Source organism: Pseudomonas sp. FEMGT703P (assembly GCF_002786345.1).
Lineage (GTDB): Bacteria > Pseudomonadota > Gammaproteobacteria > Pseudomonadales > Pseudomonadaceae > Aquipseudomonas > Aquipseudomonas peli.
On record NZ_PGCM01000006.1, the window covers coordinates 14,627 to 37,275 of the forward strand.

The 22,649-nt window shown below is 58.9% G+C and carries 27 protein-coding genes; 4 read left to right on the top strand and 23 right to left on the bottom strand.

Annotation, left to right across the window (positions count from 1 at the left end; all coding sequences use genetic code 11):
* Positions 1 to 759 (top strand): MlaA family lipoprotein, encoded by a 759-nt coding sequence (locus tag CUR33_RS10115; protein ID WP_167354465.1) that lies wholly within the window; start codon positions 1 to 3, stop codon positions 757 to 759.
* 75 nt (positions 760 to 834) lie between these two features.
* Complete coding sequence (locus tag CUR33_RS10120) at positions 835 to 1,278, top strand: MerR family DNA-binding protein (RefSeq protein WP_090252164.1); 444 nt, start codon at positions 835 to 837, stop codon at positions 1,276 to 1,278.
* Positions 1,279 to 1,284: 6 nt separating this feature from the next.
* Here the strand turns inward: CUR33_RS10120 and CUR33_RS10125 are convergent, their stop codons facing one another.
* The 10 genes from CUR33_RS10125 to ccmA form a co-directional block, all read right to left on the bottom strand.
* A complete protein-coding gene (locus CUR33_RS10125; RefSeq protein ID WP_289239535.1) occupies positions 1,285 to 1,611 on the bottom strand; it encodes a hypothetical protein in 327 nt (108 codons plus the stop codon).
* Positions 1,608 to 2,810 carry a c-type cytochrome biogenesis protein CcmI gene (gene ccmI, locus CUR33_RS10130; protein WP_289239536.1) on the bottom strand — a complete coding sequence of 401 codons (1,203 nt, stop codon included), beginning with the start codon at positions 2,808 to 2,810 and terminating at the stop codon, positions 1,608 to 1,610. The genes CUR33_RS10125 and ccmI overlap by 4 nt, the downstream gene beginning before the upstream one ends.
* The gene (locus CUR33_RS10135) at positions 2,810 to 3,292 is read right to left on the bottom strand and encodes a cytochrome c-type biogenesis protein (protein WP_289239537.1); all 483 of its coding nucleotides are present in this window, start codon (positions 3,290 to 3,292) and stop codon (positions 2,810 to 2,812) included. The genes ccmI and CUR33_RS10135 overlap by 1 nt, the downstream gene beginning before the upstream one ends.
* The gene (locus tag CUR33_RS10140; protein WP_090252152.1) at positions 3,289 to 3,825 is read right to left on the bottom strand and encodes a DsbE family thiol:disulfide interchange protein; all 537 of its coding nucleotides are present in this window, start codon (positions 3,823 to 3,825) and stop codon (positions 3,289 to 3,291) included. The genes CUR33_RS10135 and CUR33_RS10140 overlap by 4 nt, the downstream gene beginning before the upstream one ends.
* Positions 3,822 to 5,795: a heme lyase CcmF/NrfE family subunit gene (locus CUR33_RS10145; protein WP_289239538.1), complete on the bottom strand. Its 1,974-nt coding sequence runs from the start codon at positions 5,793 to 5,795 to the stop codon at positions 3,822 to 3,824. Before CUR33_RS10145 ends, CUR33_RS10140 begins: the two co-directional genes overlap by 4 nt.
* Complete coding sequence (ccmE, locus tag CUR33_RS10150) at positions 5,792 to 6,280, bottom strand: cytochrome c maturation protein CcmE (protein ID WP_090252147.1); 489 nt, start codon at positions 6,278 to 6,280, stop codon at positions 5,792 to 5,794. The genes CUR33_RS10145 and ccmE overlap by 4 nt, the downstream gene beginning before the upstream one ends.
* Positions 6,277 to 6,453: a heme exporter protein CcmD gene (gene ccmD / locus CUR33_RS10155; protein WP_090244811.1), complete on the bottom strand. Its 177-nt coding sequence runs from the start codon at positions 6,451 to 6,453 to the stop codon at positions 6,277 to 6,279. Before ccmD ends, ccmE begins: the two co-directional genes overlap by 4 nt.
* Positions 6,450 to 7,208, bottom strand: coding sequence for a heme ABC transporter permease (locus CUR33_RS10160; RefSeq protein WP_289239764.1), 759 nt, complete (start codon positions 7,206 to 7,208; stop codon positions 6,450 to 6,452). Before CUR33_RS10160 ends, ccmD begins: the two co-directional genes overlap by 4 nt.
* Positions 7,209 to 7,281: 73 nt before the next feature.
* Positions 7,282 to 7,953, bottom strand: coding sequence for a heme exporter protein CcmB (gene ccmB, locus CUR33_RS10165; RefSeq protein ID WP_090252142.1), 672 nt, complete (start codon positions 7,951 to 7,953; stop codon positions 7,282 to 7,284).
* Entirely contained in the window at positions 7,950 to 8,585 is a 636-nt protein-coding gene (gene ccmA / locus CUR33_RS10170) for a cytochrome c biogenesis heme-transporting ATPase CcmA (RefSeq protein ID WP_090254051.1), read from the bottom strand. The genes ccmB and ccmA overlap by 4 nt, the downstream gene beginning before the upstream one ends.
* A 163-nt stretch (positions 8,586 to 8,748) precedes the next feature.
* Here ccmA and fliK point away from each other — a divergent pair, with 163 nt between their 5' ends.
* Together fliK and CUR33_RS10180 are read left to right on the top strand one after the other, a co-directional pair.
* The gene (gene fliK, locus CUR33_RS10175) at positions 8,749 to 10,293 is read left to right on the top strand and encodes a flagellar hook-length control protein FliK (protein ID WP_289239539.1); all 1,545 of its coding nucleotides are present in this window, start codon (positions 8,749 to 8,751) and stop codon (positions 10,291 to 10,293) included.
* On the top strand, positions 10,290 to 10,616 hold the full coding sequence (locus CUR33_RS10180; RefSeq protein WP_289239540.1) for an EscU/YscU/HrcU family type III secretion system export apparatus switch protein: 327 nt from the start codon (positions 10,290 to 10,292) through the stop codon (positions 10,614 to 10,616). The genes fliK and CUR33_RS10180 overlap by 4 nt, the downstream gene beginning before the upstream one ends.
* An 8-nt stretch (positions 10,617 to 10,624) precedes the next feature.
* Here the strand turns inward: CUR33_RS10180 and CUR33_RS10185 are convergent, their stop codons facing one another.
* From CUR33_RS10185 to flhF, 13 genes are all read right to left on the bottom strand, one after another.
* A complete protein-coding gene (locus CUR33_RS10185; RefSeq protein ID WP_090252133.1) occupies positions 10,625 to 11,029 on the bottom strand; it encodes a DUF2802 domain-containing protein in 405 nt (134 codons plus the stop codon).
* A 3-nt stretch (positions 11,030 to 11,032) separates the two neighbouring features.
* On the bottom strand, positions 11,033 to 11,512 hold the full coding sequence (locus CUR33_RS10190) for a chemotaxis protein CheW (protein WP_090252131.1): 480 nt from the start codon (positions 11,510 to 11,512) through the stop codon (positions 11,033 to 11,035).
* A gap of 105 nt (positions 11,513 to 11,617) precedes the next feature.
* Entirely contained in the window at positions 11,618 to 12,457 is an 840-nt protein-coding gene (locus CUR33_RS10195; RefSeq protein ID WP_289239541.1) for a CheW domain-containing protein, read from the bottom strand.
* Between the two features lie 87 nt (positions 12,458 to 12,544).
* Positions 12,545 to 13,333: a ParA family protein gene (locus CUR33_RS10200; protein WP_289239542.1), complete on the bottom strand. Its 789-nt coding sequence runs from the start codon at positions 13,331 to 13,333 to the stop codon at positions 12,545 to 12,547.
* Positions 13,334 to 13,383: 50 nt separating this feature from the next.
* Positions 13,384 to 14,253 (bottom strand): flagellar motor protein MotD, encoded by an 870-nt coding sequence (gene motD, locus CUR33_RS10205; protein ID WP_289239543.1) that lies wholly within the window; start codon positions 14,251 to 14,253, stop codon positions 13,384 to 13,386.
* 12 nt (positions 14,254 to 14,265) lie between these two features.
* Entirely contained in the window at positions 14,266 to 15,006 is a 741-nt protein-coding gene (locus tag CUR33_RS10210; RefSeq protein WP_090252121.1) for a flagellar motor protein, read from the bottom strand.
* Positions 15,006 to 16,121: a protein-glutamate methylesterase/protein-glutamine glutaminase gene (locus tag CUR33_RS10215; RefSeq protein ID WP_289239544.1), complete on the bottom strand. Its 1,116-nt coding sequence runs from the start codon at positions 16,119 to 16,121 to the stop codon at positions 15,006 to 15,008. The genes CUR33_RS10210 and CUR33_RS10215 overlap by 1 nt, the downstream gene beginning before the upstream one ends.
* 43 nt (positions 16,122 to 16,164) lie before the next feature.
* Positions 16,165 to 18,396, bottom strand: a complete 2,232-nt coding sequence (locus CUR33_RS10220; protein ID WP_289239545.1) for a chemotaxis protein CheA — start codon at positions 18,394 to 18,396, stop codon at positions 16,165 to 16,167.
* Between the two features lie 11 nt (positions 18,397 to 18,407).
* Positions 18,408 to 19,196: a protein phosphatase CheZ gene (locus CUR33_RS10225; RefSeq protein WP_160087926.1), complete on the bottom strand. Its 789-nt coding sequence runs from the start codon at positions 19,194 to 19,196 to the stop codon at positions 18,408 to 18,410.
* A 19-nt stretch (positions 19,197 to 19,215) separates the two neighbouring features.
* Complete coding sequence (locus CUR33_RS10230; protein WP_090254048.1) at positions 19,216 to 19,590, bottom strand: chemotaxis response regulator CheY; 375 nt, start codon at positions 19,588 to 19,590, stop codon at positions 19,216 to 19,218.
* Between the two features lie 97 nt (positions 19,591 to 19,687).
* Positions 19,688 to 20,434: an RNA polymerase sigma factor FliA gene (fliA, locus tag CUR33_RS10235; protein WP_167145311.1), complete on the bottom strand. Its 747-nt coding sequence runs from the start codon at positions 20,432 to 20,434 to the stop codon at positions 19,688 to 19,690.
* Positions 20,431 to 21,261 carry a flagellar synthesis regulator FleN gene (gene fleN / locus CUR33_RS10240; RefSeq protein ID WP_090252106.1) on the bottom strand — a complete coding sequence of 277 codons (831 nt, stop codon included), beginning with the start codon at positions 21,259 to 21,261 and terminating at the stop codon, positions 20,431 to 20,433. Before fleN ends, fliA begins: the two co-directional genes overlap by 4 nt.
* A 77-nt stretch (positions 21,262 to 21,338) precedes the next feature.
* Complete coding sequence (flhF, locus tag CUR33_RS10245) at positions 21,339 to 22,640, bottom strand: flagellar biosynthesis protein FlhF (RefSeq protein WP_289239546.1); 1,302 nt, start codon at positions 22,638 to 22,640, stop codon at positions 21,339 to 21,341.
* Positions 22,641 to 22,649: the final 9 nt, after the last annotated feature.

Genomic DNA, 22,649 nt, shown 5'->3' on the forward strand with positions numbered 1-22,649 from the left:
ATTGCCGTGTTTTTCACCCTTGCGCTCGGTAGCGGCCTGGCGCATGCCCAGCACACCGTTGATGACGACGGTTTCAAACAACCGCTGCAGCACCTGCAGTTCAACCCGGGGCTTGACCAGCGCGAGTTTGAACGCTCGACCCTCAACGCGCTCAACGTCTATGACCCACTGGAGTCGTGGAACCGTCGCGTCTATCACTTCAACTACCGCTTCGATGAGTGGGTGTTCTTGCCGATTGTCGATGGCTACCGCTATATCACCCCCAACCTGGTGCAGACCGGCGTCAGCAACTTCTTCAGCAACCTGGGTGATGTACCCAACCTGCTCAACAGCGCGCTGCAGCTCAAGGGCAAGCGTGCCATGCAGACCACCGGGCGCCTGCTGCTCAACACCACCCTGGGTGTCGCCGGCCTTTGGGACCCTGCTACGCGCATGGGCCTACCTAAGCAGCGCGAAGACTTCGGTCAGACCCTTGGCTATTACGGCACACCTGCCGGGCCTTACCTGATTCTGCCGCTGCTGGGGCCATCGAACCTGCGTGATACCGGCGGTCTGGTGGCAGACTTTGCCGCCAAGAGCCAGGTCAATTGGTTAAATGTTGCCGAAGCCAGTGTCAGCCACCCAGAAATTACCCTGCTGGAAGTGGTCGACCAGCGCTCCACGGTGAACTTCCGCTACGGTCAGCTCAATTCACCGTTCGAGTACGAGAAAATTCGCTTCTTCTACCACGAGGCGCGCAAGCTGCAGATCGCCGAATAAGCCTGCGAGCTTGACCCAAGGGCCGCCCCCAGGTTTTAACCTGGCGCGGCCTTTAGTTTTTCGGAGTGTTTATCGATGCGTGTCGCCCAACTGGCCAAAGCCGCCGTCGTCAGCAGTGAGACCGTGCGTCACTACACCGATCTCGGCCTGCTCAGGCCTACGCGCAACCCGGATAACGGCTACCAGGAATACTCCAGCACCGACCTGCAACGCCTGCGTTTTATCGCGCGCGCCCGGCGCTTGGGTTTTAGCCTGAAAGACACACAGCAGATACTCACCAGTGCCGATAACGGCCAGGCGCCCTGCGCCGAGGTCCGTGACCTGCTCAGTGAACGCTTGGCGGCGCTACAGGCGCATATCGAGGAATGCCAGCGCCTGGCGCTGGTGATGCAGAACGCCTTCGACGACTGGGCCGACAAAGGCGAGTGCGCCCCCGATGGTCAGGCCATCTGCCGGTTGATCGAAGATTTCGAGCCGGATATCGAACGCCGCCCAGCGACGCCCTGCCCTGCCCACTAAAAACGCTTACTGAGCGTAACGACGATATAAGCCCGGCGGCACACCGCTGCTGTCGGTAGGCAACCAAGGGCCCTGCGGACTACCGGCCAAACTCCAGCCAGAGTTCCAGCGGTAATAGGTGCGCTCACGGTAATAGAGGTGAGAAGCACCACCCACCACGTACACCCCTAACTGCGCATTCCACTGGCTGTCCACCCCAGGTGGCGGGGCAAAGCGTGGGTGGTTGCTACTGCCACTTGGACTGGTAACGGGCGCGGTAGCCGTTGGTGTTTGCACGCAAGCACCGAGTCCCAGCAGGCCAATCAGCACGACGCCACGCAGTAACGACTTCATGGGGCTTTGCTGTCGGCACTGTCGATCCGCAGCTGCTGCAATTCCGTAGTCTTGCTGGCCAGCGGCTGGCTGCTACCTATCCATTCACCGGCCGTAGCGTTACCACTGCGCGAAATGCGCGCGACCAACTGCACCTGTTCGAAGCCGGATATCTTCAGCTGCGGCATCATCGCATCGCTATCTGACAGGCTGACCTCAGCCGGCAAATCAGCCACGCTCAGACGCTTGACCGCGAGCGGCATCGGCGGCCCGGAGACCGCTCGAGCAAACACGAACACCGCATCGCCCGGTTGCACCTTGCCCTGCAGCGCAGGGTCCAACTCAACCCGAACTTTAAGGCCCGGAGAGGTAGCGGGTGTTGACTGAGTGACGGGCTCGCCCAATTGCTCCTGAGCACGCTCAATCCCCCCCTGAATAGCCTGGCGAGACGGGTCTTCCGCCGGCAACACCGCTACCAGCTGCTGCCAGTGACCGATAGCTTTCTGGAACTGGCCGCTTTCATAGGCCGCAATCCCTAACAGCCCAAGACTGGTGACCTCCGCCGGATCGGCTTTCAGTGCTTCATCCGTCAACGCCTGCAATTGCGCGGTCCACTGCTTGTCACCGGCGAAATACAGCGCCTGTGCCCACTGCCCGAGCAACTCCGGCTCACGCCCGGCCACACCCACAGCACGCTCAAACGCCACGACGGCATCGGCGGCACGCTCCTGCGCCATGTAGGTACGCCCCAGGAAGTACCAACTTTCCGCCGACTCAGGGTTGCTCTTTACTGCGGCCTCCAAGCGTGCGGTCATTTCCTCGATGGTCTTCGGCTGCGCTGCAAAAACCTGCGCGCGCTCAACATCCCCAATAGCGCCCCAGTGCTGATAAAGACCATAACCCAGCAGCGGCATCAGCAGCGCGGCAATCAACGGGACCGTGCTGCCCAGCTTGCGCTGGGTCGGCTGCGCCAGCGCACCCTCAGTATCCGCGAGCAGCTCGCGAGCAGCCTCGTCACGGCCACTGGCCAACTGCTCAGCATTCAGTGCCCCGGCAGCGTGCTGGCTTTGCAGATCCAGCAAGCGCTCCTGATAAAGGGTCACGTTGAGTGCCGTACGGTCTTCCTCAGCCTGAACCTTGCGTGCACGCAGCACCGGGATCAGCAGAAACGCCAGGGCCGTCAGCAACAGCAGGCCAGCGCACAACCAGAATTCAATCATCAGTCTTTCTTATCCACAGGCGTTTGATTTAGCAAAGCAGCCAGACGTTGCTGTTCATCGGCAGACAGGCCGCTGGCGGTAACGCCCGGCTTGCTGCGACGGCGCAACAGGATGACCCCCAGCAGGACAAAACCACCGGCCAACAAGCCGGCCGGGCCATACCACAGCAGCAAGGTGCGCGCGGTGACCGGCGGTTTGTAGAGCACGAAATCGCCATAACGGCTGACCAGAAAATCTATGATCTGCTCGTTGCTCTGCCCCTCTTCCAGCATGCGGAAGATCTGCGCGCGCAGGTCCATGGCAATCGGCGCATCGGAGTCGGCAATGTTCTGGTTCTGGCACTTGGGGCACCGCAGCTCTTCGACCAGGTTGCGGTAACGCTCACGCTCCGCCTCACTGGCAAACTCGTAAGTGTCGATTGCGGCCTGAGCAGTGCCCAGCAAGGCCAACCCTAATACCGCAGCACTCAGCAGACGCTTCATGGCTGGGCCTCGTCGACAAGTGCCTGATACAGCGGCGCCAGCTGTTCGCGCCAGACACGCTCATCGATCACCCCGACAAACTTGTGGCGGATGATGCCGTCCTTGTCGATCAGGAAGGTCTCGGGTGCGCCATACACGCCCAGGTCCAGGCCCAGGGTGCCGCGCGCATCATTGATGTTCAGCTGATAGGGGTCATGGAACTCCACCAGCCACTTCTGCGCGGCGGCATTGTCGTCCTTGTAGTTGACCCCGTAGATGGTCACACCCAACTTGGCCAGTTTGTTCAACACCGGGTGTTCCACGCGGCAGGCCACACACCAGGTGGCCCAAACGTTGACCAGCGCCGGCTTGCCCTTGAGATCAGCGTCGGTAAGCGGCTTGCCATCCTGCACCGCCGGCAGGGAGAACGCCGGCAGGGGTTTACCGATCAACGCCGATGGCAGTTCGGAAGGGTCTAGAAACAAGCCGCGGTAGAGAAACACCGCGACGCCCAGAAAAACCACTAACGGCAACAGCAGCAGTAAACGCTTCATGCCTGCGCCCCCGCCATACCCAGGGCATCACGCACACGGGTGCGCACCTTCATCCGGTAGCGCTTATCCGCAGCGGCCAGGAAGCCACCGAGCCCCATCAACAAGGCGCCAAACCAGATCCAACGGACGAACGGTTTGATGTGGACACGCACCGCCCACGCACCGTCTTCCAGCGGCTCACCCAAAGCAACGAACAGGTCACGGGTGATACCGGCATCAATGCCCGCCTCGGTCATCACCGATTGCTGCACGGTGTACAGGCGTTTCTCGGGGTGCAGCACGGCAATTTGTTTGCCCGCTTCGAGGATCCGCACCGTGCCTTTATCCGACGTGAAGTTCGGCCCTTCAAAGTGCTCAGCCCCTTCGAAGATAAACTGGTAACCGCCGATTTCGACCGACTCGCCCGGCGCCATGCGCATGTCACGCTCAAAGCTGCCCACGCTGGTCAACACCACACCGAGGGCACACACCGCCATGCCCAAGTGCGCAGTTTGCATGCCCCAGTAGCTACGGGTCAGGCTTGGCAGCCCTTTGAGCAGGCCTTTGTGACGGGTTTTCTCAAGGATGTCGCGCACACCCGCCAGCACCACCCAAGCGGACAACAGGCAAACAGCGAGCACCGCCCAGTTGAAATCACCGACCAGGAACGTCGCGATAACAGCCAGCACCACGCTGCCGATCAGCACCGGGGCGAGCATGCCAAGCAACCACTGCACCGGTGTGTCCTTCCAACGCACGATCACACCGACGGCAATTACAGCCATCAGCAAGCCCATCAGCGGCACAAACAAGGCGTTGAAGTAAGGCGGCCCAACGGACAATTTCGCGCCAGTGGTGGCATCCAGCACCAAGGGGTAGAGGGTGCCGAGCAGGATCATCGCAGCGGACACCACCAGAATCAGGTTGTTGACCAGCAGCAAGGTTTCCCGCGACCACAGGGCAAAGCCAACTTGGCTTTTCACCACCGGCGCGCGGATGGCAAACAGCGCCAAGGAGCTGCCCACCACGATCAGCAGGAACACCAGAATAAACACGCCGCGCTCAGGGTCACTGGCGAAAGCATGCACCGAGGTCAGCACGCCGGAACGGACCAGGAAGGTGCCCAGCAGGCTCAAGGAGAACGCGGCAATCGCCAGCAGTACGGTCCAGCTTTTGAACACGCCGCGCTTTTCCGTCACAGCCAGGGAGTGGATCAACGCGGTGCCGACCAACCAGGGCATAAAGGAGGCGTTTTCCACCGGATCCCAGAACCACCAACCACCCCAGCCAAGTTCGTAGTAGGCCCACCACGAGCCCAGCGCGATACCGATGCCAAGAAAGGCCCAAGCGACGATGGTCCACGGCCGCGACCAGCGCGCCCATGCTGCATCGAGCTTGCCGCCCAGCAACGCCGCAATGGCGAAGGCGAAGGCCACAGAGAAGCCGACATAGCCCATGTAGAGCATCGGCGGGTGGATGATCAGACCGAAGTCCTGCAACAGCGGGTTGAGGTCACGGCCATCAGCCGGGGTGTCAAACAGCAGCCGCTCGAACGGATTGGACGTGATGATCAAAAACAACAAAAAGCCGATACTGATGATGCCCATGACCGCCAGCACACGGGCGAGCATCTCTTCCGGCAACTGCCGCGAGAAGATCGCCACAGCAAAGGTCCAACCGGCAAGGATCAGCCCCCACAGCAGCAGCGACCCCTCGTGGGCGCCCCACACGGCGCTGAATTTGTAATACCACGGCAGCGCACTGTTGGAGTTGTTGGCCACATAAGCGACGGTGAAGTCGTCGATCATAAAGGCATAGGTCAGGCAGACGAACGCAAACAGCATAAAGACGAACTGCCCCCAAGCAGCCGGCTGCGCCAGGCTCATCCATTGCCGGTCACCCCGCCAGGCACCGATCAACGGCAGTGTTGCCTGCACCAGCGCCATGCACAGCGCCAGAATCATCCCCAGATGGCCGAGTTCAGGGATCATTGTGCGTACTCCGATGGGGACGCTTGCTTGGCCGCTTTGGCCGCGTCGTGCTGCTGTTTCATGCCGCTCTGCTCCAAGGCCTGCATGACTTCCGGCGGCATGTAGTTTTCGTCGTGTTTGGCCAATACTTCATCGGCAATCAGCACGCCGCTGGCATCGAGCTTGCCCATGGCGACGATGCCCTGCCCTTCGCGAAACAGGTCCGGGAGGATGCCGCTGTAGCGGATGGTCACGCTCTTGGCGCCGTCAGTGACGACAAAATCGGTGTCCAGTGAGTCGCTGGAGCGCTTCACCGAGCCCTCCTCAACCAGGCCGCCAGCACGGATGCGGGTGTCCTGCGGGGCTTCGCCGTTGGCGATCTGGGTAGGGGTGTAGAACAGGTTGATGTTCTGCTGCAACGCACTCAGGGCCAGCGCCACAGCGATGCCGACACCGGCGATGATTGCCAGGACGATATACAGGCGTTTTTTACGCACGGGGTTCACTTCGACTCCTCCCGGCGCAAACGACGCGCCTCGTCTTGCAGATAACGGCGACGCGCCAGGATTGGCAGCGCCACATTCAGCCCCAGCACAGCCAGGCTGATGGCATAACAGGACCAGACATAAGGCCCGTGGGTGCCCATGGCGAGAAACTCGCTGAAGCTGGCAAAACTCATAGCCCCTTCTCCACCTGCGCCTTGATCTCGGTTTTAGCCCAACTGCTGCGGGCCTCGCGCTTGAGCACTTCCAGGCGCATGCGCATCAGCAGCACGGCCCCAAAGAAACAGTAGAAGCCCAGTACCATGATCAGCAGCGGCATCCACATCTCAAACGGCATGGCTGGCTTGGCCACCACACTGAAGGTGGCCGGCTGGTGCAGGGTGTTCCACCACTCCACCGAGTATTTGATGATCGGGATGTTCACCACACCCACAATGGCCAGCACCGCACAGGCCTTGGCCGCGCTGTCACGGTTGGTGATGGCATTGCCGAGGGCGATTACACCGAAATACAGGAACAGCAGAATCAGCATCGAGGTCAGGCGAGCATCCCAAACCCAGTAAGTACCCCAGGTCGGCTTGCCCCACACCGCACCGGTCACCAGAGCGATCGCCGTCATCCAGGCGCCGATGGGTGCGGCCTGCTGCAAGGCGACATCGGCCAGTTTCATTTTCCACACCAGCCCGACAACGCCGGCCACCGCCAACATCACGTAGATCGACTGCGCGAGAAACGCTGCAGGCACATGGATGTAGATGATGCGAAAGCTGTTGCCCTGCTGGTAATCCGGCGGCGCAAACGCCAGGCCCCAAACCAGGCCGACCGCCAACAGCACAGCGGCGGCCAGGGCCAACCAGGGGAGCCAGCGGCTGCTGATTTCATAAAACCATTTAGGCGAGCCGAGCTTGTGAAACCACATCCAGTTCATCAGGTTACTCATCAGTGCTAGGGCTGATCAGGGCGCAGGCAGGCACCGCGATCAACCGGCCATTCAGGCTTATTGTCTACTCAGCGACACTGATCGTCAGACCAGCGGCGATGGCAAAAGGTGTCAAGGTCACCGCCAATGCGGTGAGGCTGGCCAGCCACAACAAGTGACCAACCGCCGGCAATCCTTGCAGGCTGGCTTGTAGCGCACCGCTGCCGAGAATCAGCACCGGGATGTACAACGGCAAAATCAGCAACGCGAGCAACAGGCCGCCACGCTTCAGACCCACCGTCAGCGCCGCGCCAACTGCGCCCAGTAGGCTCAGCACCGGCGTACCGAGCAGCAGCGAGATCAGCAGCACCGGCAGGCAGCGCCCCGGCAAACCCAACATCAACGCCAGCAGTGGCGCCAACAGCACCAGCGCCAGGCCAGAGAACAGCCAGTGTGCCAGCACCTTGGCCAGAACCAGAAGAGCCAGGGGGTGCGGCGAAAGGACCCACTGCTCCAGCGAGCCGTCCTCGAAATCACTGCGAAACAGCCCGTCCAGCGAGAGCAGCACGGCCAATAGGGCCGCCACCCACACCAGCCCCGGCGAAAGGCTTTGTAACAACTGCGTCTGCGGCCCCACCGCCAATGGGAACAACGCAATCACAATGGCAAAGAACACTAACGGATTGGCCAGCTCGGCCGGGCGGCGAAACAACAAGCGCGCCTCGCGGGCGAGCAATAGGCTAAAGACATTGCTCATAACGGACGCTGCCCCAGATCAAGCTCGCGGTAACCGGCCGGCTTGACCGTCAATTCATGGTGCGTGGTCAGCACCACCAGGCCACCTTGCTGACAATGCGCGGCGAGATGGTTCTCCAGCTGCGCCACTGCCGCCTTGTCCAGCGCAGTAAACGGTTCATCCAGCACCCACAGCGACGGGCCTGGCAGATACAAACGCGCCAACGCGACACGGCGCTGCTGCCCGGCGGACAAGGTGTGGCAAGGCACATCTTCAAACCCGCGCAGCCCCACCGCCGCCAGAGCCTGCCAGATGGTCTCGCGCTCTACCGGCTGATGCAGGGCGCAAAGCCAGGTGAGGTTTTCCTCGGCGGTAAGCAAGCCCTTGATGCCGGCGGCATGTCCAATCCACAGCAGGTTGCGCGCAAGCTCGGCGCGCTGCGCGGTCAACGGGCGACCATTCAGACGAATCTCACCAGCAGTGGGCTGCATCAACCCAGCCAGCAAGCGCAGCAGACTGGTTTTACCACTGCCATTGGGGCCCGCCACCTGAAGCATTTCACCGGGAACCAGACGCAGCTCCACACGCTCGAAGAGCATGCGCCAGTCTCGCTCACAGGCGAGCGCAACGGCTTCAAGAAGAGGGCTGGTCAAGGCATCGGCACCTAAGATGGATGGCAAAAGCTGTTCAAGTCGGCAGCGTCTTGGCCGCTATACTGACGCAAATGGAATGCGCAGCCGAACCAGACGGGGCGCGATTATACATGCCCAGCTCCGCCTGCCGCAGCGGGCATTTTCGACAGGGTGTAACCCGCCAATGAGCGAAATCAGCAGCCCGCGGCCTATTGCGCCAACGCCCCCCAGCAGCCGCCCCAGCGCTGTCGCGGCGGACCTGGCAGTGAAACTGTTACAGCCCATGCAAGGCTTGCTGACCAGTGGCGAAACCGCCAAGGCCGAAGTCATCGCACTCAAGGAAGTGGCGCAGAGTTTTCAGGTGCTGCTCAAGCTGACCCTGAATAATGGAAATCAGGCGACCCTTGAGGCCAACAGCCCGCGCCCGCTGGCCCAGGGCACATCCCTGGCCGTAACAGCCCTGTCGGAAACCCGCCTGGCTCTGTCCCTGTTGATGGGAGGGGACAAACCTCTGACCAGCCTGGACCTCGATCAATTGCCCGTTGGCACCCTACTGCAGGGCAAGGTAGTGGCACGCGAACAATTGCTGCAGGGCCGCTCGCAACAGGTGATCTACAAGGTGCTGGTCAGCTTGCTCAATACGCCACTGGCTGGCAGCAAGCTGTCTCTGGAAACCCCACTGGCACTGCCTTTGGGTAGCCTGCTCAGCGCTCAGGTACAGGGCAGCCAGGCGCTGAATTTCCTGCCTCTGAGTGGCCGCCTTGACCAACTTGCCCTGAGCCAGCAACTGGGCAACCAAAGCAACCGCCAGGGCTCACTGGAAGGACTGTTCGGCGCCCTACAAGGTATGCGTGGCAATGCCGACATGAGCGAAGGCCTGCGCACCAGCATCGATAAACTCTTCGGCATCATGCCCGACGCCGCGCAGTTGAGCAGCGCCAAAGGCCTGGCTGCCGCCCTTGAAAACAGTGGCATCCTGCTGGAAAGCAAATTACTTGGCGGTCAGGGCCAGGCACTGCCGAACGACCTGAAAGCCAACCTGCTGCGCCTGATCGCTCAATTACTGCCGAACCTGTCCACCGGCACACCACTGGCCGCAGCCACCGCAGGGACATCGCTGGCCCAGGCGATGCCCGCCCTCGCACGCGACCTGCTCGGCAACCTGGGCAAAGCCACGAATCGCCAGCAAGCGCTGAATTTCCCCCTGCCCTCACGCCTGCTACAGGCCATGGAAGGTGAGGCCGACCTGGAAACCATGCTAAAGCTCGCCGCGGCTGCCCTCTCTCGCCTGCAGACCCACCAACTCTCCAGCCTTGCGCAGAGCCAAGTCGGCCCGGATGGCAACCTGCTGACCACCTGGCAACTGGAACTGCCGATGCGCAATCATCAGGAATTGGTTCCACTGCAGGTAAAAATCCAGCGCGATGAAAGCAACCCACAAGGCAAACCCGATAAAAAGGAAACCCTGTGGAAAGTCGAACTGGCCTTTGATCTGGATCCGCTAGGGCCCTTGCAGGTGCGGGCGCAATTGGCCCATGGCCGTCTTTCTAGTCAGTTGTGGGCTGAGCGCAGCAGCACCGTCAACCTGATCGATGCGGAGCTGGATAACCTGCGTCAACGCCTGAATGCCGCCGGCGTGCAGGTTGGCGAGCTGGCTTGCAACCAAGGCACGCCGCCACGCGGGCCGCGCACGACGCTGGAACAGCGCTGGGTGGATGAAACCGCATGAAGAAGACCGCACCCCGCCAAGCCATCGCCCTCACCTACGACGGCCAGAAAGCGCCCGTACTCAGTGCCAAAGGCGATGACGAACTGGCCGAAGCCATTCTGGCGATTGCCCGCGAGTACGAAGTACCGATCTATGAAAATGCCGAGCTGGTGCGATTGTTGGCGCGACTGGAACTGGGTGATGCAATTCCCGAGCAGCTGTATCGCTGTATCGCGGAAATCATCGCCTTTGCATGGTATTTGAAAGGTAAGGCACCGGCCGGTAGCGAACGGGATACCGACATCACACCGCCGCTGCGTTTATTGGCAGGACCGCCAGAGTGAAGGCAGCCTCAGGAGCGCTGCAGTTTGGCCTGCTGCATCTTGCTGACCAACTCAGCCTCGGCCTTACTCAGACCGCATGACTGGGTCAGATCATCCACGCTGGCACCCATACCCGCCAAACGTGCAGCCTGAGTGAATGACAGGCTGCTGGGATCACGCTGCTCAATCTGATTAAGTTTGTCCGGCAAAGGTGCAACAACCCTGCGCAATTCGTGCAACTCCTCACCCATCTGCACGCTACCAGTCAGGTAGGCATCCAGCCGCCGGCTAAGTTCTTTGAGCCGGCGATCACGGACTGCGTCACGCTCACCTTGCAACTTGATAAAGTCGCGCAACTGCCTGACGAGCCAGATACTGACGCATACCAGCCCCAGGCAGACCAGGGCTAATGCGACCAGCAGCGCTTCGAGCATGACTTAGATGCTCTCCAGATCGGACCACTCTTCTTCGCTCATCATCTTGTCCAGCTCAACCAGAATCAGCAGCTCGCCGTTCTTGTTGCAAACGCCCTGGATAAACTTGGCAGATTCGTCATTGCCCACGTTCGGAGCAGTTTCCACTTCAGACTGACGCAGATAAACCACTTCGGCCACGCTATCGACCAAGATACCGACCACTTGCTTGTCGGCCTCGATAATCACGATACGGGTATTATCGGTCACCTCGGTAGAGTCCAACCCGAAGCGCTGACGTGTATCGATGACTGTGACCACATTGCCGCGCAGGTTGATGATGCCCAGCACATAGCTCGGCGCACCCGGCACAGGGGCAATTTCGGTGTAGCGCAGGACTTCCTGAACCTGCATCACATTGATGCCATAGGTTTCGTTATCCAGGCGGAACGTTACCCACTGCAGAATCGGATCATCAGAACCTTGTGCAGAACTTTTCTTCATGTCCCTAGCCTCGTCATGAACCGCTCGCGGCGGCGATCGCGGGTGTATACCCCGCTGTGATTACTATAGATGCAAAGCTGCGCACCTCGCACAGCCCCGCGTTATTCAATGCACCTGCTTGGCCGCCATGCGCTTGGCAGCACCACTGGCAATCAACTCGGCCAGGGATTCGACATCCAGCAAGGCACACATGTGTTCAATCACCGTACCCGCGAGCCACGGACGCTGCGTACGCTGGCTGCGCCATTTAACCTCGTCGGGATTCAGCCGAATCGAGCGGCTGACTTGATGCACCGCCAGCCCCCACTCATAACCTTCAACGGAAATTACATACTGCAACCCTTCGCGAAAATCATCGCGATAACGGTCAGGCATCACCCAGCGCGCTGTATCCAACACTTTCAGGTTACCGGCCTGGCTCGGCAGTATGCCGAGAAACCAGTCAGGCTGACCAAATAATGGTGTCAGCTCCTGACCCTCCAGGGGATAAATCGAACCCAGGCACACCAGCGGAACGGCTAAGGTCAGCCCAGCCACATCAAATAACAGGCATTCGAAAGACCCTTGCGCCCATTCAGGCCGCCCCTGCGGTACCGCCTCAGGTACCACCAACATCTGCGGCTCTGACTTCACCGACTCAGTCACTACAACAGTTTCTACAACCTCTGGCAGCGACTCGACGTGAACTTCAACGTGCGCAGTGGGCATCTCGAAAGTGGGCAGCACCAATGGACGTGGCGCCAGCTCAGCCAGAGGCTTGACCTTAGCGACGCTCACCTGCGGCATGCTGCGCGCATCGCGCACCTGCTCTTCCAGCACCGCGGCCTCGAATTCATCCAACGTGATGCTATCGACAAACTCGACCGCAGCCTCCTGCAACAAGCCATCCAAATAGGACTGCAAGACCTGTTGCGAACGTGTAGCGGTGGCTAAAGGACGACTCATCAAGACAACTCGCAATAACAATCTGTACAGACTATCGGCCGCGCTAGCGACAGACTTGAGCCCATATCTTCAGCATAGTCGTTCATCTCAAGCGACCTGAGCAGCAATCTGCTGAGAAAGCAGGTGTTTGAGTAAGGCGCGATAAGCAAGTACACCGCGGCTGTTGCTATCAAACGTTGACGGGGTCACCCCTGCCCGACTGGCATCACGTAAACGCGTATCAACCGGAATATAGGCCGGCCACAGGTGATCAGGGTAACTGTTGCGCAACACACGCAGCGTGCCCATCGACGCTTGGGTACGACGGTCGAACAGGGTCGGTACGATGGTGTACGGCAACGCCTGCTGACGCGAACGGTTGATCATCGCCAGGGTATTGACCATCCGCTCCAAGCCTTTTACGGCCAGAAATTCAGTCTGCACAGGAATTATCAGCTGCTGACTTGCCGCCAAGGCATTGACCATCAGCACGCCAAGCAAGGGCGGACTGTCGATCACCGCATGATCAAAATCCTGCCAAAGCTGCGCAAGGCTCTTGGCTATCACCAAACCCAAGCCACTCTGCCCGGGTGACTGGCGCTCCAGGGTGGCCAGTGCAGTGCTGGACGGCAGCAGGGAGATACGCTCATCACTGGTGGGCAGGAGCAGCTGCTGGGGCAAACCGCGCGGTACAGCGCCTTTATGTTGGAACAAATCGAAGCTGCTGTGTTCCAGGCTGTCCGGGTCGTGCCCGAAGTAGCTGGTCATCGACCCATGGGGATCGAGATCAACGATCACCACACGCTTGCCGGCATCTGCCAACAGGCCTGCCAGAGCGATTGATGTGGTGGTCTTACCGACTCCACCTTTTTGATTGGCTACTGCCCAGACTCTCATCGTTATCATCCTCCCGGTTCAGCTGCAGCCTGACCGAGAACGGGGCCACCCTATGGGGCCGGCGACGGGGGATTGACGGCACCCGCTTGCGGGACCGGCGCTGCTGGGGCTTTTGCAGGTTGCGTGCCAGCACGTTGCAACGCCGCATCAGGCTTAGCATTGGCACTGCCCACACCGCTAACGCTGCGACGTACGTCTAGATTACGCGAGATCACTAACACGACGCGACGATTGCGCCCGCGCCCTTCAGCGGTGGTGTTATCCGCGACGGGCTGGAACTCACCATAACCGACCGCTGCCAGGCGGCTGGGGTTGACCCCATCCATCGTCAGCATACGCACGATACTCGCAGCCCTTGCGGTAGAAAGCTCCCAGTTGGTCGGGAACTGAGCCGTCTGAATCGGCAGATTATCGGTAAAGCCTTCCACGTGTATTGGATTTTCGTACGGCGCCAGAATTTTGGCTACCTTTTCGATAATATCGAACGCTGCATTGTTAGGAATGGCATCGCCGCTGGTGAACAACAGGCTAGAGCTGAGCTCAATCTCGATCCACAGCTCATTTCCACTGACCTTCAGCTGATCCGACTGAATCAAGTCGCCGAAAGCCTCGCGCACACTGTTGGCAATATTCTGCAGATCATCAGCCGAAGACTGAGCGCTTTCTTCATCCACCAAGGAACGGTCCGACTCCGTGGTCCGCGGACGCTCGTCACCAACCGGAATCGGTTTGATAGCGCGATCAGGTTGATTGAACACCCCGGTCAGGCTGTCAGAAAGAATTTTGTACTTGCCTTCATTGAGCGAGGAAATCGAGTACATGACCACAAAAAAGGCGAACAGCAGAGTAATGAAGTCGGCGTAAGAGACTAGCCACCGCTCATGATTTTCATGCTCTTCTTGATGACGCCGGCGGGCCATAAGGTGTCCCCATCAATCCATGAAGCCTTGCAGCTTCAGTTCGATAGAGCGCGGGTTTTCACCCTCCGCAATCGACAGGATGCCTTCAAGCAGCATCTCGCGATAACGGGATTGGCGCTGAGCGATAGCTTTGAGCTTGTTACCAATGGGCAATAACAACAGGTTGGCAAAGCCAACACCGTAGATGGTTGCCACGAACGCCACGGCAATTCCGCTGCCAAGCATGCTTGGGTCGGCCAGGTTACCCATCACATGGATCAAGCCCATCACCGCACCGATAATCCCGATGGTCGGCGCATAACCACCCATGCTTTCAAACACTTTTGCCGCCTGAATATCACGGCCTTCCTGGGTGTACAGATCGACCTCGAGAATACTGCGAATAGCCTCAGGCTCGGCGCCATCGACCAACAGCTGCAAGCCTTTGCGCGCATAGGGATCGGGTTCGGCATCTGCCACGGCCTCAAGACCGAGCAAACCCTCTTTGCGGGCAGTCATGCTCCAACCAACCACCCGGTTAATACCACCGGCCAGGTCCACGCGCGGCGGAAAGAATATCCAACTAATAATGGCCAGCGCCCGTTTGAACACATGCACGGGTGCCTGCAAAAAAGCCGCACCCAAGGTACCGCCAATCACAATCAATGCAGCCGGCCCATTGAGCAGGGCCGCAGCATGGCCCCCTTCGAGGTAGTTGCCGCCAAGAATGGCGACAAACGCCAGGATGACCCCAATAAGGCTCAGTACATCCATTAAATACAGGTCTCCGCCAGGTGCCTGCCGATATCATCCAGCGGATAAATCGCATCAGCCAGGTTGGCTTTTACAATAGCCATCGGCATGCCGTAGATCACGCAGCTGGCTTCGTCTTGCGCCCACACCTGGCTTCCACTCTGCTTTAGCAGGCGAGCGCCCTCACGGCCGTCCGCCCCCATACCTGTGAGCACCACTGCCAGCACCTTGTCACCATAAGACTTGGCAACGGAACCGAAAGTGATATCGACACAGGGTTTGTAATTCAGGCGCTCATCGCCAGGCAGGATTTTCACCACGCCCCGCGCATCGACCATCATCTGCTTGCCACCCGGTGCGAGCAGTGCCAGACCGGGACGCAAGACATCACCGTCCTCAGCTTCCTTGACACTGATGCGGCAGAGCTTGTCGAGACGTTCGGCAAAGGCTTTGGTAAAGGCAGCCGGCATATGCTGGATCAGCACGATTGGCGCTGGAAAATTCACCGGCAATTGAGTCAGTACCCGCTGAAGCGCAACCGGCCCACCGGTGGAAGTACCGATCGCAACAAGCTTGTAGGATTTACGTTTTGGCGCCGCACTGGCAACAACGGGGGCAGGCGCCACAGCTGGACGGCTTGGCGTGCTGGCAGAGGTTACTGGACGCGCCGCAGGCTTGGCTGCTGCAGCGGGTATAGCTGCGGGAGTAGAGACAGGCGATGGGCTGAAACTGCGACGATTACTGCGGGCAATCGTATGAATTTTCTCGCAAAGCAGTTGCTTAACTCGCTCTGGATTGCGCGAAATGTCCTCAAAATTCTTCGGCAGAAAATCCACCGCACCGGCTTCCAGCGCATCCAACGTCACTCGCGCACCTTCATGGGTTAGCGAGGAGAACATCAGTACGGGTGTCGGGCAGCGCTGCATGATGTTACGTACAGCGGTGATGCCATCCATCATCGGCATCTCGTAATCCATGGTAATCACATCGGGCTTGAGCGCCTGCGCCTGCTCGATGGCTTCACGGCCGTTAGTGGCGGTGCCGATTACCTGGATATTCGGGTCGGCTGAAAGAATTTCCGACACGCGCCGGCGGAAAAAACCGGAGTCATCAACCACCAACACCTTAACAGCCATAAACACTCCTAAACGGCGCCACAGATAGCTGCGCCGCTAACAATCAGATGCGCCGCGCGTAACGCTTGAGCATGCTCGGCACGTCAAGAATCAGGGCAATACGACCATCACCGGTAATGGTTGCACCCGACATGCCTGGCGTACCCTGCAGCATTTTGCCCAGCGGTTTGATGACCACTTCTTCCTGTCCGACCAGTTGATCGACCACGAAGCCAATACGCTGACTGCCAACAGTGAGAATCACCACATGCCCCTCACCCTGCTCCACGTGTGCTGCACTGCCGATCAACCAGCGCTTGAGATAGAACAGCGGCAACGCCTTGTCGCGCACGATCACCACTTCCTGGCCGTCAACCACATTGGTTCGCGACAGATCGAGGTGGAAAATCTCGTTCACGTTGACCAGTGGGAAAGCAAACGCCTGATTGGCCAACATCACCATCAGTGTTGGCATAATCGCCAGGGTCAGCGGCACCTTGATAACGATTTTTGAGCCCTGTCCCTTGACCGAAAACACATTGACCGTGCCGTTGAGCTGGGAAATCTTGGTTTTCACCACATCCATGCCCACGCCGCGCCCAGACACATCGGAAATCTCAGTCTTGGTCGAGAAGCCCGGGGCAAAGATCAGGTTGTAGCATTCGAACTCATTGAGACGGTCGGCAGCGTCTTTATCCAGCAAGCCTTTCTCCACGGCTTTGGCGCGCAGTACATCCGCGTCCATGCCCTTGCCATCGTCAGAGATCGACAAGAGGATGTGATCACCCTCCTGCTCGGCGGACAATATCACCTTACCGCCACGCGCCTTACCTGAGGCTTCACGCTCTTCCGGGGTTTCAATGCCATGGTCAACCGCGTTGCGCACCAAGTGGACCAGCGGATCAGCCAAGGCTTCAACCAGGTTCTTGTCGAGGTCAGTTTCTTCACCGACCAACTCCAAGTTGATCTCTTTCTTAAGGTTGCGCGCCAAATCGCGAACCAGCCGAGGGAAGCGCCCGAACACCTTCTTAATGGGTTGCATGCGGGTTTTCATCACCGCAGTCTGCAAGTCAGCCGTCACCACATCCAGGTTCGACACCGCTTTAGACATAGCCTCATCGCCACTGCTCGATCCGAGTCGCACCAAGCGGTTTCGCACCAGCACCAGCTCGCCAACCATGTTCATGATTTCGTCGAGCCGTGCGGTATCGACCCGCACAGTGGTTTCCGCTTCACTGGGCGGCGCAGCCTTCTCAGCAACAGGCGCAGCGACCGGAACTGCAGGAGCTTTTGCAAGCTCAACCTTAGCGGCAGGTTTTGCCGCAGGTTTGGCGGCTGCTTTGGCAGGCTCTGCAGGCTTGGCAGTCGGCGCAGGCGTTACAGGTTTGATCGCTTCAGGCTCAACAAACTTGCCTTTGCCATGCAGCTGATCAAGCAGTGCTTCAAACTCGTCATCCGTGATGTCGCCACTCGGCGCAGCAGCGGACTCAGCCACCGCTTCAGGTGCAGCAGGCGCCGATACAGGAGGAGGCGCAAACTGACCTTTACCGTGCAACTGATCGAGCAACGATTCAAATTCATCGTCGGTGATTTCATCACCGCCCGTGGCCGTTGCTGCAGGTGCCGCCACAGCAGGCACAGCGGGAGCTACAGCCACATCAGGTGCTACAAATTGGCCTTTGCCATGCAGCTGATCAAGCAACGACTCAAACTCATCATCAGTGATTTCATCACTGCTTGCAGCCGCAGCCATTGGCGCCGGAGAGTCCCCCAAGGCGCCTAATAACTGCTCGAATTCAGTGTCCGTGATATCGCCAGCGGCCTCTTCAACCTCGACTGCAACCTCAGGTTCAGATTCCAGCTCAGGCTCGGCGTGTGCTTCAACGGGTGCGGCATCATCAGCACCCGCCGGTTCAGCCAACCGCGCCAAGGCGGCAAGCAGCTCAGGCGTAGCCGGAGTGAGATCGGTACGTTCACGGACCTCGGTAAACATGCTGTTGACGGCATCCAGTGCTTCCAGCACCACATCCATCAACGCGGAGTCGACGCGCCGCTCACCCTTACGCAGGATGTCAAAGACGTTTTCTGCGATATGGCAGCATTCCACCAGCTCATTGAGCTGGAGAAAGCCAGCACCACCTTTGACGGTGTGAAACCCGCGAAAAATGGCGTTGAGTAGATTCATGTCGTCCGGGCGACTTTCCAGCTCTACAAGCTGCTCAGACAGTAGTTCAAGAATCTCGCCGGCCTCTACCAGGAAGTCCTGGAGGATTTCTTCATCGGCGCCGAAGCTCATAAGACGTGCTCCTAAAATCCCAGGCTGGAAAGCAGGTCGTCGACATCATCCTGATTGGATGCGACGTCTTCACGCTTATCGGCATGAATCTGCGGACCTTCACCACGCGAAGGCTCTTTTTGTTTTTCTTGTTCGGCGCGGAGCAACTCATGGTTGTGCTCAATGCCGGCAAACTGATCAACCTGACTGGCCATCAGCACCAGTTTCAGCAAGTTGCTTTCCACTTCGGTAACCAGCTGCGTTACACGTTTGATCACCTGGCCGGTCAGGTCCTGATAATCCTGAGCCAACAGGATGTCATTGAGGTGTGCAGAAATCTTGGCACCGTCGCGCTCGCTTCGCGCGAGAAACAGCTCCACACGCTTGGCTAACTCGCGAAAGCCATCGGCACTCATTTCGCGACGCATGAAGCGTCCCCAATCACCGCTGAGGCTTTGTGCTTCATCGCTGAGATCATTTACCAGCGGGGCACTTTGCTCGACCAGATCCATGGTGCGATTGGCCGCTTTTTCGGTCATCGTCACCACATAATTCAGGCGCTCAGTGGCATCGGTAATTTGCGAAACCTCAGTGGCATGTGGCACACGGGGGTCGAGCTGGAAATTGACGATGGCGTTATGCAGCTCACGAGTCAGCTTACCGACTTCATGGTAAAGACCACGGTCACGTGCCTTATTGAGCTCATGTATCAGCTGTACCGCTTCACCAAAGTTGCCTTGTTCCAGGCTATCTACCAGTTGGCGAGCGTTGTATTTCAGGGTCGACTCAAGGTCACCTTGAACGGAATCTTTATGCTCCATAGCACCCTCGTGGCAAACATCAGCCGTTGACCCGCTCGAAGATCTTTTCAATCTTCTCTTTCAGCACTTGGGCTGTGAACGGCTTGACCACATAACCGTTAACCCCCGCCTGGGCTGCTTCGATGATCTGATCACGCTTGGCTTCCGCCGTGACCATCAGCACCGGCAAGGTTTTCAAGCGATCATCCGCACGCACTGCGCGCAACAGATCGATACCCGTCATGCCAGGCATGTTCCAGTCAGTCACGAGGAAATCGAAGCTACCGCTTTGCAGCATGGGCAGCGCGGTGACGCCATCATCCGCTTCCGCGGTGTTGGTGAACCCCAAGTCACGCAGAAGGTTCTTGATGATCCGTCGCATCGTTGAAAAGTCATCAACGATGAGGATTTTCATGTTCTTGTCCAAGTCGACCTCCGTACAGTCCCAAACGCAGGCAGCAACCTGCATGCGCTTTTAATCGTGAAACCGGCCCAGCATCAGCGAATACAACTCAATGTGCGCGCCACTCACCCAGTCGAGCACGTAAACGTGCGGCACACTGACTGTGTAGTTGGCTGACACGTGATTCGCTAACCCCTAACACCTCGCCGATCTCTTTAAGATTCAGTTCTTCATCGTAATATAGCGCTAACACCAAGCGCTCGCGCTCCGGCAGGTTGGCAATGGCATCTGCCAGGGCCGCCTGAAAGCGTTCATCTTCCAGATCACGAGAAGGTTCGAGGTGGTTGCTGCCAGCGTCTTCACCCAGCCCACCGTGTTCGCCGTCCTGCAACAGGTCGTCGAAACTGAACAGGCGGCTGCCTAAAGTGTCGCCAAGAATGCCGTAGTAATCCTCGAGACTCAATTGGAGTTCGGCCGCAACCTCTTGATCTTTAGCATCTCGGCCCGTTCTGGCTTCAATTTTTCTAATTGCATCACTGACCATGCGGCTATTGCGATGCACCGAACGTGGCGCCCAGTCGCCTTTGCGCACTTCATCGAGCATCGAACCGCGAATGCGAATACCGGCAAACGTCTCAAAACTGGCGCCTTTACTGGAGTCGTATTTTTTTGACGCTTCGAGCAGGCCAATCATTCCGGCCTGAATCAGATCGTCGACCTGTACATTGGCCGGCAGGCGGGCCAACAGGTGATAGGCAATGCGTTTGACCAGGGGCGCGTAGCGCTCGATCAACTGGTGCTGGGAATCCTGCGCCTGCGCCTTGCTATACATACGAAGTCCAGAGGCTGCTGTCATATAGCCGTATCCGCGATCGGTTGCTGCACCAGACGCTCAACGAAAAACTCCAAATGGCCACGCGGATTGGCCGGTAACGGCCAGGCGTCAACTTTCTGGGCTATCGCCTTGAACGCCAGCGCACACTTGGAACGCGGAAAGGCTTCGTAGACCGCACGCTGCTTCTGCACGGCCTTGCGCACTGACTCGTCGTATGGCACCGCGCCTACATACTGCAGGGCAACATCAAGGAAACGGTCAGTCACTTTAGTCAGCTTAGCAAAGAGGTTGCGACCTTCCTGTGGGCTGTGGGCCATATTGGCCAATACCCGGAAACGGTTCATGCCGTGATCGCGATTAAGCAATTTGATCAGTGCGTAGGCATCGGTAATCGAGGTCGGCTCATCACACACCACCACCAGCACTTCCTGGGCCGCGCGCACGAAGCTCACGACACCGTCACCGATACCCGCGGCAGTGTCGATGATCAGCACGTCGAGGTTGTCACTGATATCGCTGAACGCCTGGATCAGCCCCGCATGCTGCATCGGTGACAGCTGCACCATGCTCTGAATACCCGAGGCTGCCGGCACGATACGAATGCCGCCAGGGCCTTGCAGTAACACATCGCGCAGCTCGCATTCGCCACTGATGACGTCTTCCAGGGTGCGTTTGGCGCTGAGGCCCAACAAAACGTCGACGTTAGCCAAGCCAAGGTCGGCGTCCATCAGCATCACCCGACGGCCGAGATCAGCCAGGGCCAACGCCAGGTTCACCGAGACGTTGGTCTTACCGACGCCACCTTTGCCGCCGGTCACCGCAATCACCTGTACGGGATGCATACCCATATTTCTACACACCTTGTCTAACTTCGACTGGAGCCACTTGGCTGGCTAAGCGCGGTTCATTGCCAACAGCAGGACGCTTAACTGACGCGTCGCGCGGGTTGCTGGTAAAGCCCGGCAAACATCTCCGCCATCGTATCTTCGCTTGGATCCTGGGTCGCCTGCAGCCCTACGGCCCGGCTAACCAATTGATGACTGCGTGGAATCTGCAAATCATCGGGAATGCGTGGCCCATCAGCGAGATAGGCTACCGGTAGACGCTGGCTAATAGCCAGTCCTAAAACCTCACCCAGGCTGGTGGCCTCATCCGCTTTTGTCAGAATGCAGCCAGACAAGCCGCAACGCTTATAACTATGGTAGGCGGCTTTCAGCACTTGGCCCTGGCTGGTAGCGGCCATAACCAGATAATTTTTTGCGTTGACGCCACGGCTGGCCAGCGTTTCCAGCTGCATGCGCAGTGCTGGGTCATTGGCGGGCAGGCCGGCGGTGTCAATCAGCACCACTCGCTTACGCGCCAGCGGTGCCAAGGCTTGAGTCAACGATTGGCCAGGGTCAACCAGCGTCACCGGGACATTGAGAATACGCCCCAAGGTCTTGAGCTGCTCCTGAGCACCAATGCGGTAGCTGTCCAGGCTGACCAGGGCAATGTGCTGCGCGCCGTACTTGAGCACGTAACGCGCGGCCAGCTTGGCTAAAGTAGTGGTTTTGCCCATGCCAGCGGGGCCAACCAAGGCGATTATGCCGCCCTCTTCCATCGGTTCCTGCTTCGGCGTTTTGATCGCGTGAGCCAGATGCGCCAGCACCATGCGCCAGGCCTGGCGAGGTTCAGTCACCGTATTCACACGCTCCAGCAGCGCTTTCGACAATTCGGCTGACAAGCCCATGCGCTGCAGGCGACGCCACAAATTGGCTTGCTGCGGGCGACGGTTCTGCAACTGCCCCCAGGCAATCGAGCCCAGCTGCACTTCAATCAGCTCACGCAGGCCATGCAGTTCGAAACGCATGGCGTCCAGGGCGCGCTGATCGGTTGCTGCAGCTGGCGCTGCATGCGATTTGCGCATCACGGCCGCAAAGCTGTCAGCAGGCAGGCTGTCAGCCGCGCCAAACAGCTGGCGGTCTTTGCCGGCATCGACCTGAGTGCGGGTGGTCAGCTCGGCCTGGGCCGTGGCAATTTTCGCCTGAGTCTTGCGCAGCTCGGCTTCCAACGCAGGGTTGGGCTGACGCGCCGGTGCGGCTGGCACCTGATAATCCAGCGCGGCGGTCAATTCGACACCACCGGCTACCCGGCGATTGCCAATGATCGAGGCATCGGCACCCAGCTCATCACGCACCAATTTCATGGCGGTACGCATATCGGCGGCGAAAAAGCGTTTGACCTGCATGGCCTGTAA

Excerpts from the sequence above, each read along its gene's own strand:
- CUR33_RS10120 (WP_090252164.1), top strand. The coding sequence starts at position 835 with ATGCGTGTCGCCCAACTGGCCAAAGCCGCCGTCGTCAGCAGTGAGACC.
- CUR33_RS10125 (WP_289239535.1), bottom strand. The coding sequence starts at position 1,611 with ATGAAGTCGTTACTGCGTGGCGTCGTGCTGATTGGCCTGCTGGGACTC.
- ccmI (WP_289239536.1), bottom strand. The coding sequence starts at position 2,810 with ATGATTGAATTCTGGTTGTGCGCTGGCCTGCTGTTGCTGACGGCCCTG.
- CUR33_RS10135 (WP_289239537.1), bottom strand. The coding sequence starts at position 3,292 with ATGAAGCGTCTGCTGAGTGCTGCGGTATTAGGGTTGGCCTTGCTGGGC.
- CUR33_RS10140 (WP_090252152.1), bottom strand. The coding sequence starts at position 3,825 with ATGAAGCGTTTACTGCTGCTGTTGCCGTTAGTGGTTTTTCTGGGCGTC.
- CUR33_RS10145 (WP_289239538.1), bottom strand. The coding sequence starts at position 5,795 with ATGATCCCTGAACTCGGCCATCTGGGGATGATTCTGGCGCTGTGCATG.
- ccmD (WP_090244811.1), bottom strand. The coding sequence starts at position 6,453 with ATGAGTTTTGCCAGCTTCAGCGAGTTTCTCGCCATGGGCACCCACGGG.
- ccmB (WP_090252142.1), bottom strand. The coding sequence starts at position 7,953 with ATGAGCAATGTCTTTAGCCTATTGCTCGCCCGCGAGGCGCGCTTGTTG.
- fliK (WP_289239539.1), top strand. The coding sequence starts at position 8,749 with ATGAGCGAAATCAGCAGCCCGCGGCCTATTGCGCCAACGCCCCCCAGC.
- CUR33_RS10180 (WP_289239540.1), top strand. The coding sequence starts at position 10,290 with ATGAAGAAGACCGCACCCCGCCAAGCCATCGCCCTCACCTACGACGGC.
- CUR33_RS10185 (WP_090252133.1), bottom strand. The coding sequence starts at position 11,029 with ATGCTCGAAGCGCTGCTGGTCGCATTAGCCCTGGTCTGCCTGGGGCTG.
- CUR33_RS10190 (WP_090252131.1), bottom strand. The coding sequence starts at position 11,512 with ATGAAGAAAAGTTCTGCACAAGGTTCTGATGATCCGATTCTGCAGTGG.
- CUR33_RS10195 (WP_289239541.1), bottom strand. The coding sequence starts at position 12,457 with ATGAGTCGTCCTTTAGCCACCGCTACACGTTCGCAACAGGTCTTGCAG.
- CUR33_RS10200 (WP_289239542.1), bottom strand. The coding sequence starts at position 13,333 with ATGAGAGTCTGGGCAGTAGCCAATCAAAAAGGTGGAGTCGGTAAGACC.
- motD (WP_289239543.1), bottom strand. The coding sequence starts at position 14,253 with ATGGCCCGCCGGCGTCATCAAGAAGAGCATGAAAATCATGAGCGGTGG.
- CUR33_RS10210 (WP_090252121.1), bottom strand. The coding sequence starts at position 15,006 with ATGGATGTACTGAGCCTTATTGGGGTCATCCTGGCGTTTGTCGCCATT.
- CUR33_RS10215 (WP_289239544.1), bottom strand. The coding sequence starts at position 16,121 with ATGGCTGTTAAGGTGTTGGTGGTTGATGACTCCGGTTTTTTCCGCCGG.
- CUR33_RS10220 (WP_289239545.1), bottom strand. The coding sequence starts at position 18,396 with ATGAGCTTCGGCGCCGATGAAGAAATCCTCCAGGACTTCCTGGTAGAG.
- CUR33_RS10225 (WP_160087926.1), bottom strand. The coding sequence starts at position 19,196 with ATGGAGCATAAAGATTCCGTTCAAGGTGACCTTGAGTCGACCCTGAAA.
- CUR33_RS10230 (WP_090254048.1), bottom strand. The coding sequence starts at position 19,590 with ATGAAAATCCTCATCGTTGATGACTTTTCAACGATGCGACGGATCATC.
- fliA (WP_167145311.1), bottom strand. The coding sequence starts at position 20,434 with ATGACAGCAGCCTCTGGACTTCGTATGTATAGCAAGGCGCAGGCGCAG.
- fleN (WP_090252106.1), bottom strand. The coding sequence starts at position 21,261 with ATGGGTATGCATCCCGTACAGGTGATTGCGGTGACCGGCGGCAAAGGT.
- flhF (WP_289239546.1), bottom strand. The coding sequence starts at position 22,640 with ATGCAGGTCAAACGCTTTTTCGCCGCCGATATGCGTACCGCCATGAAA.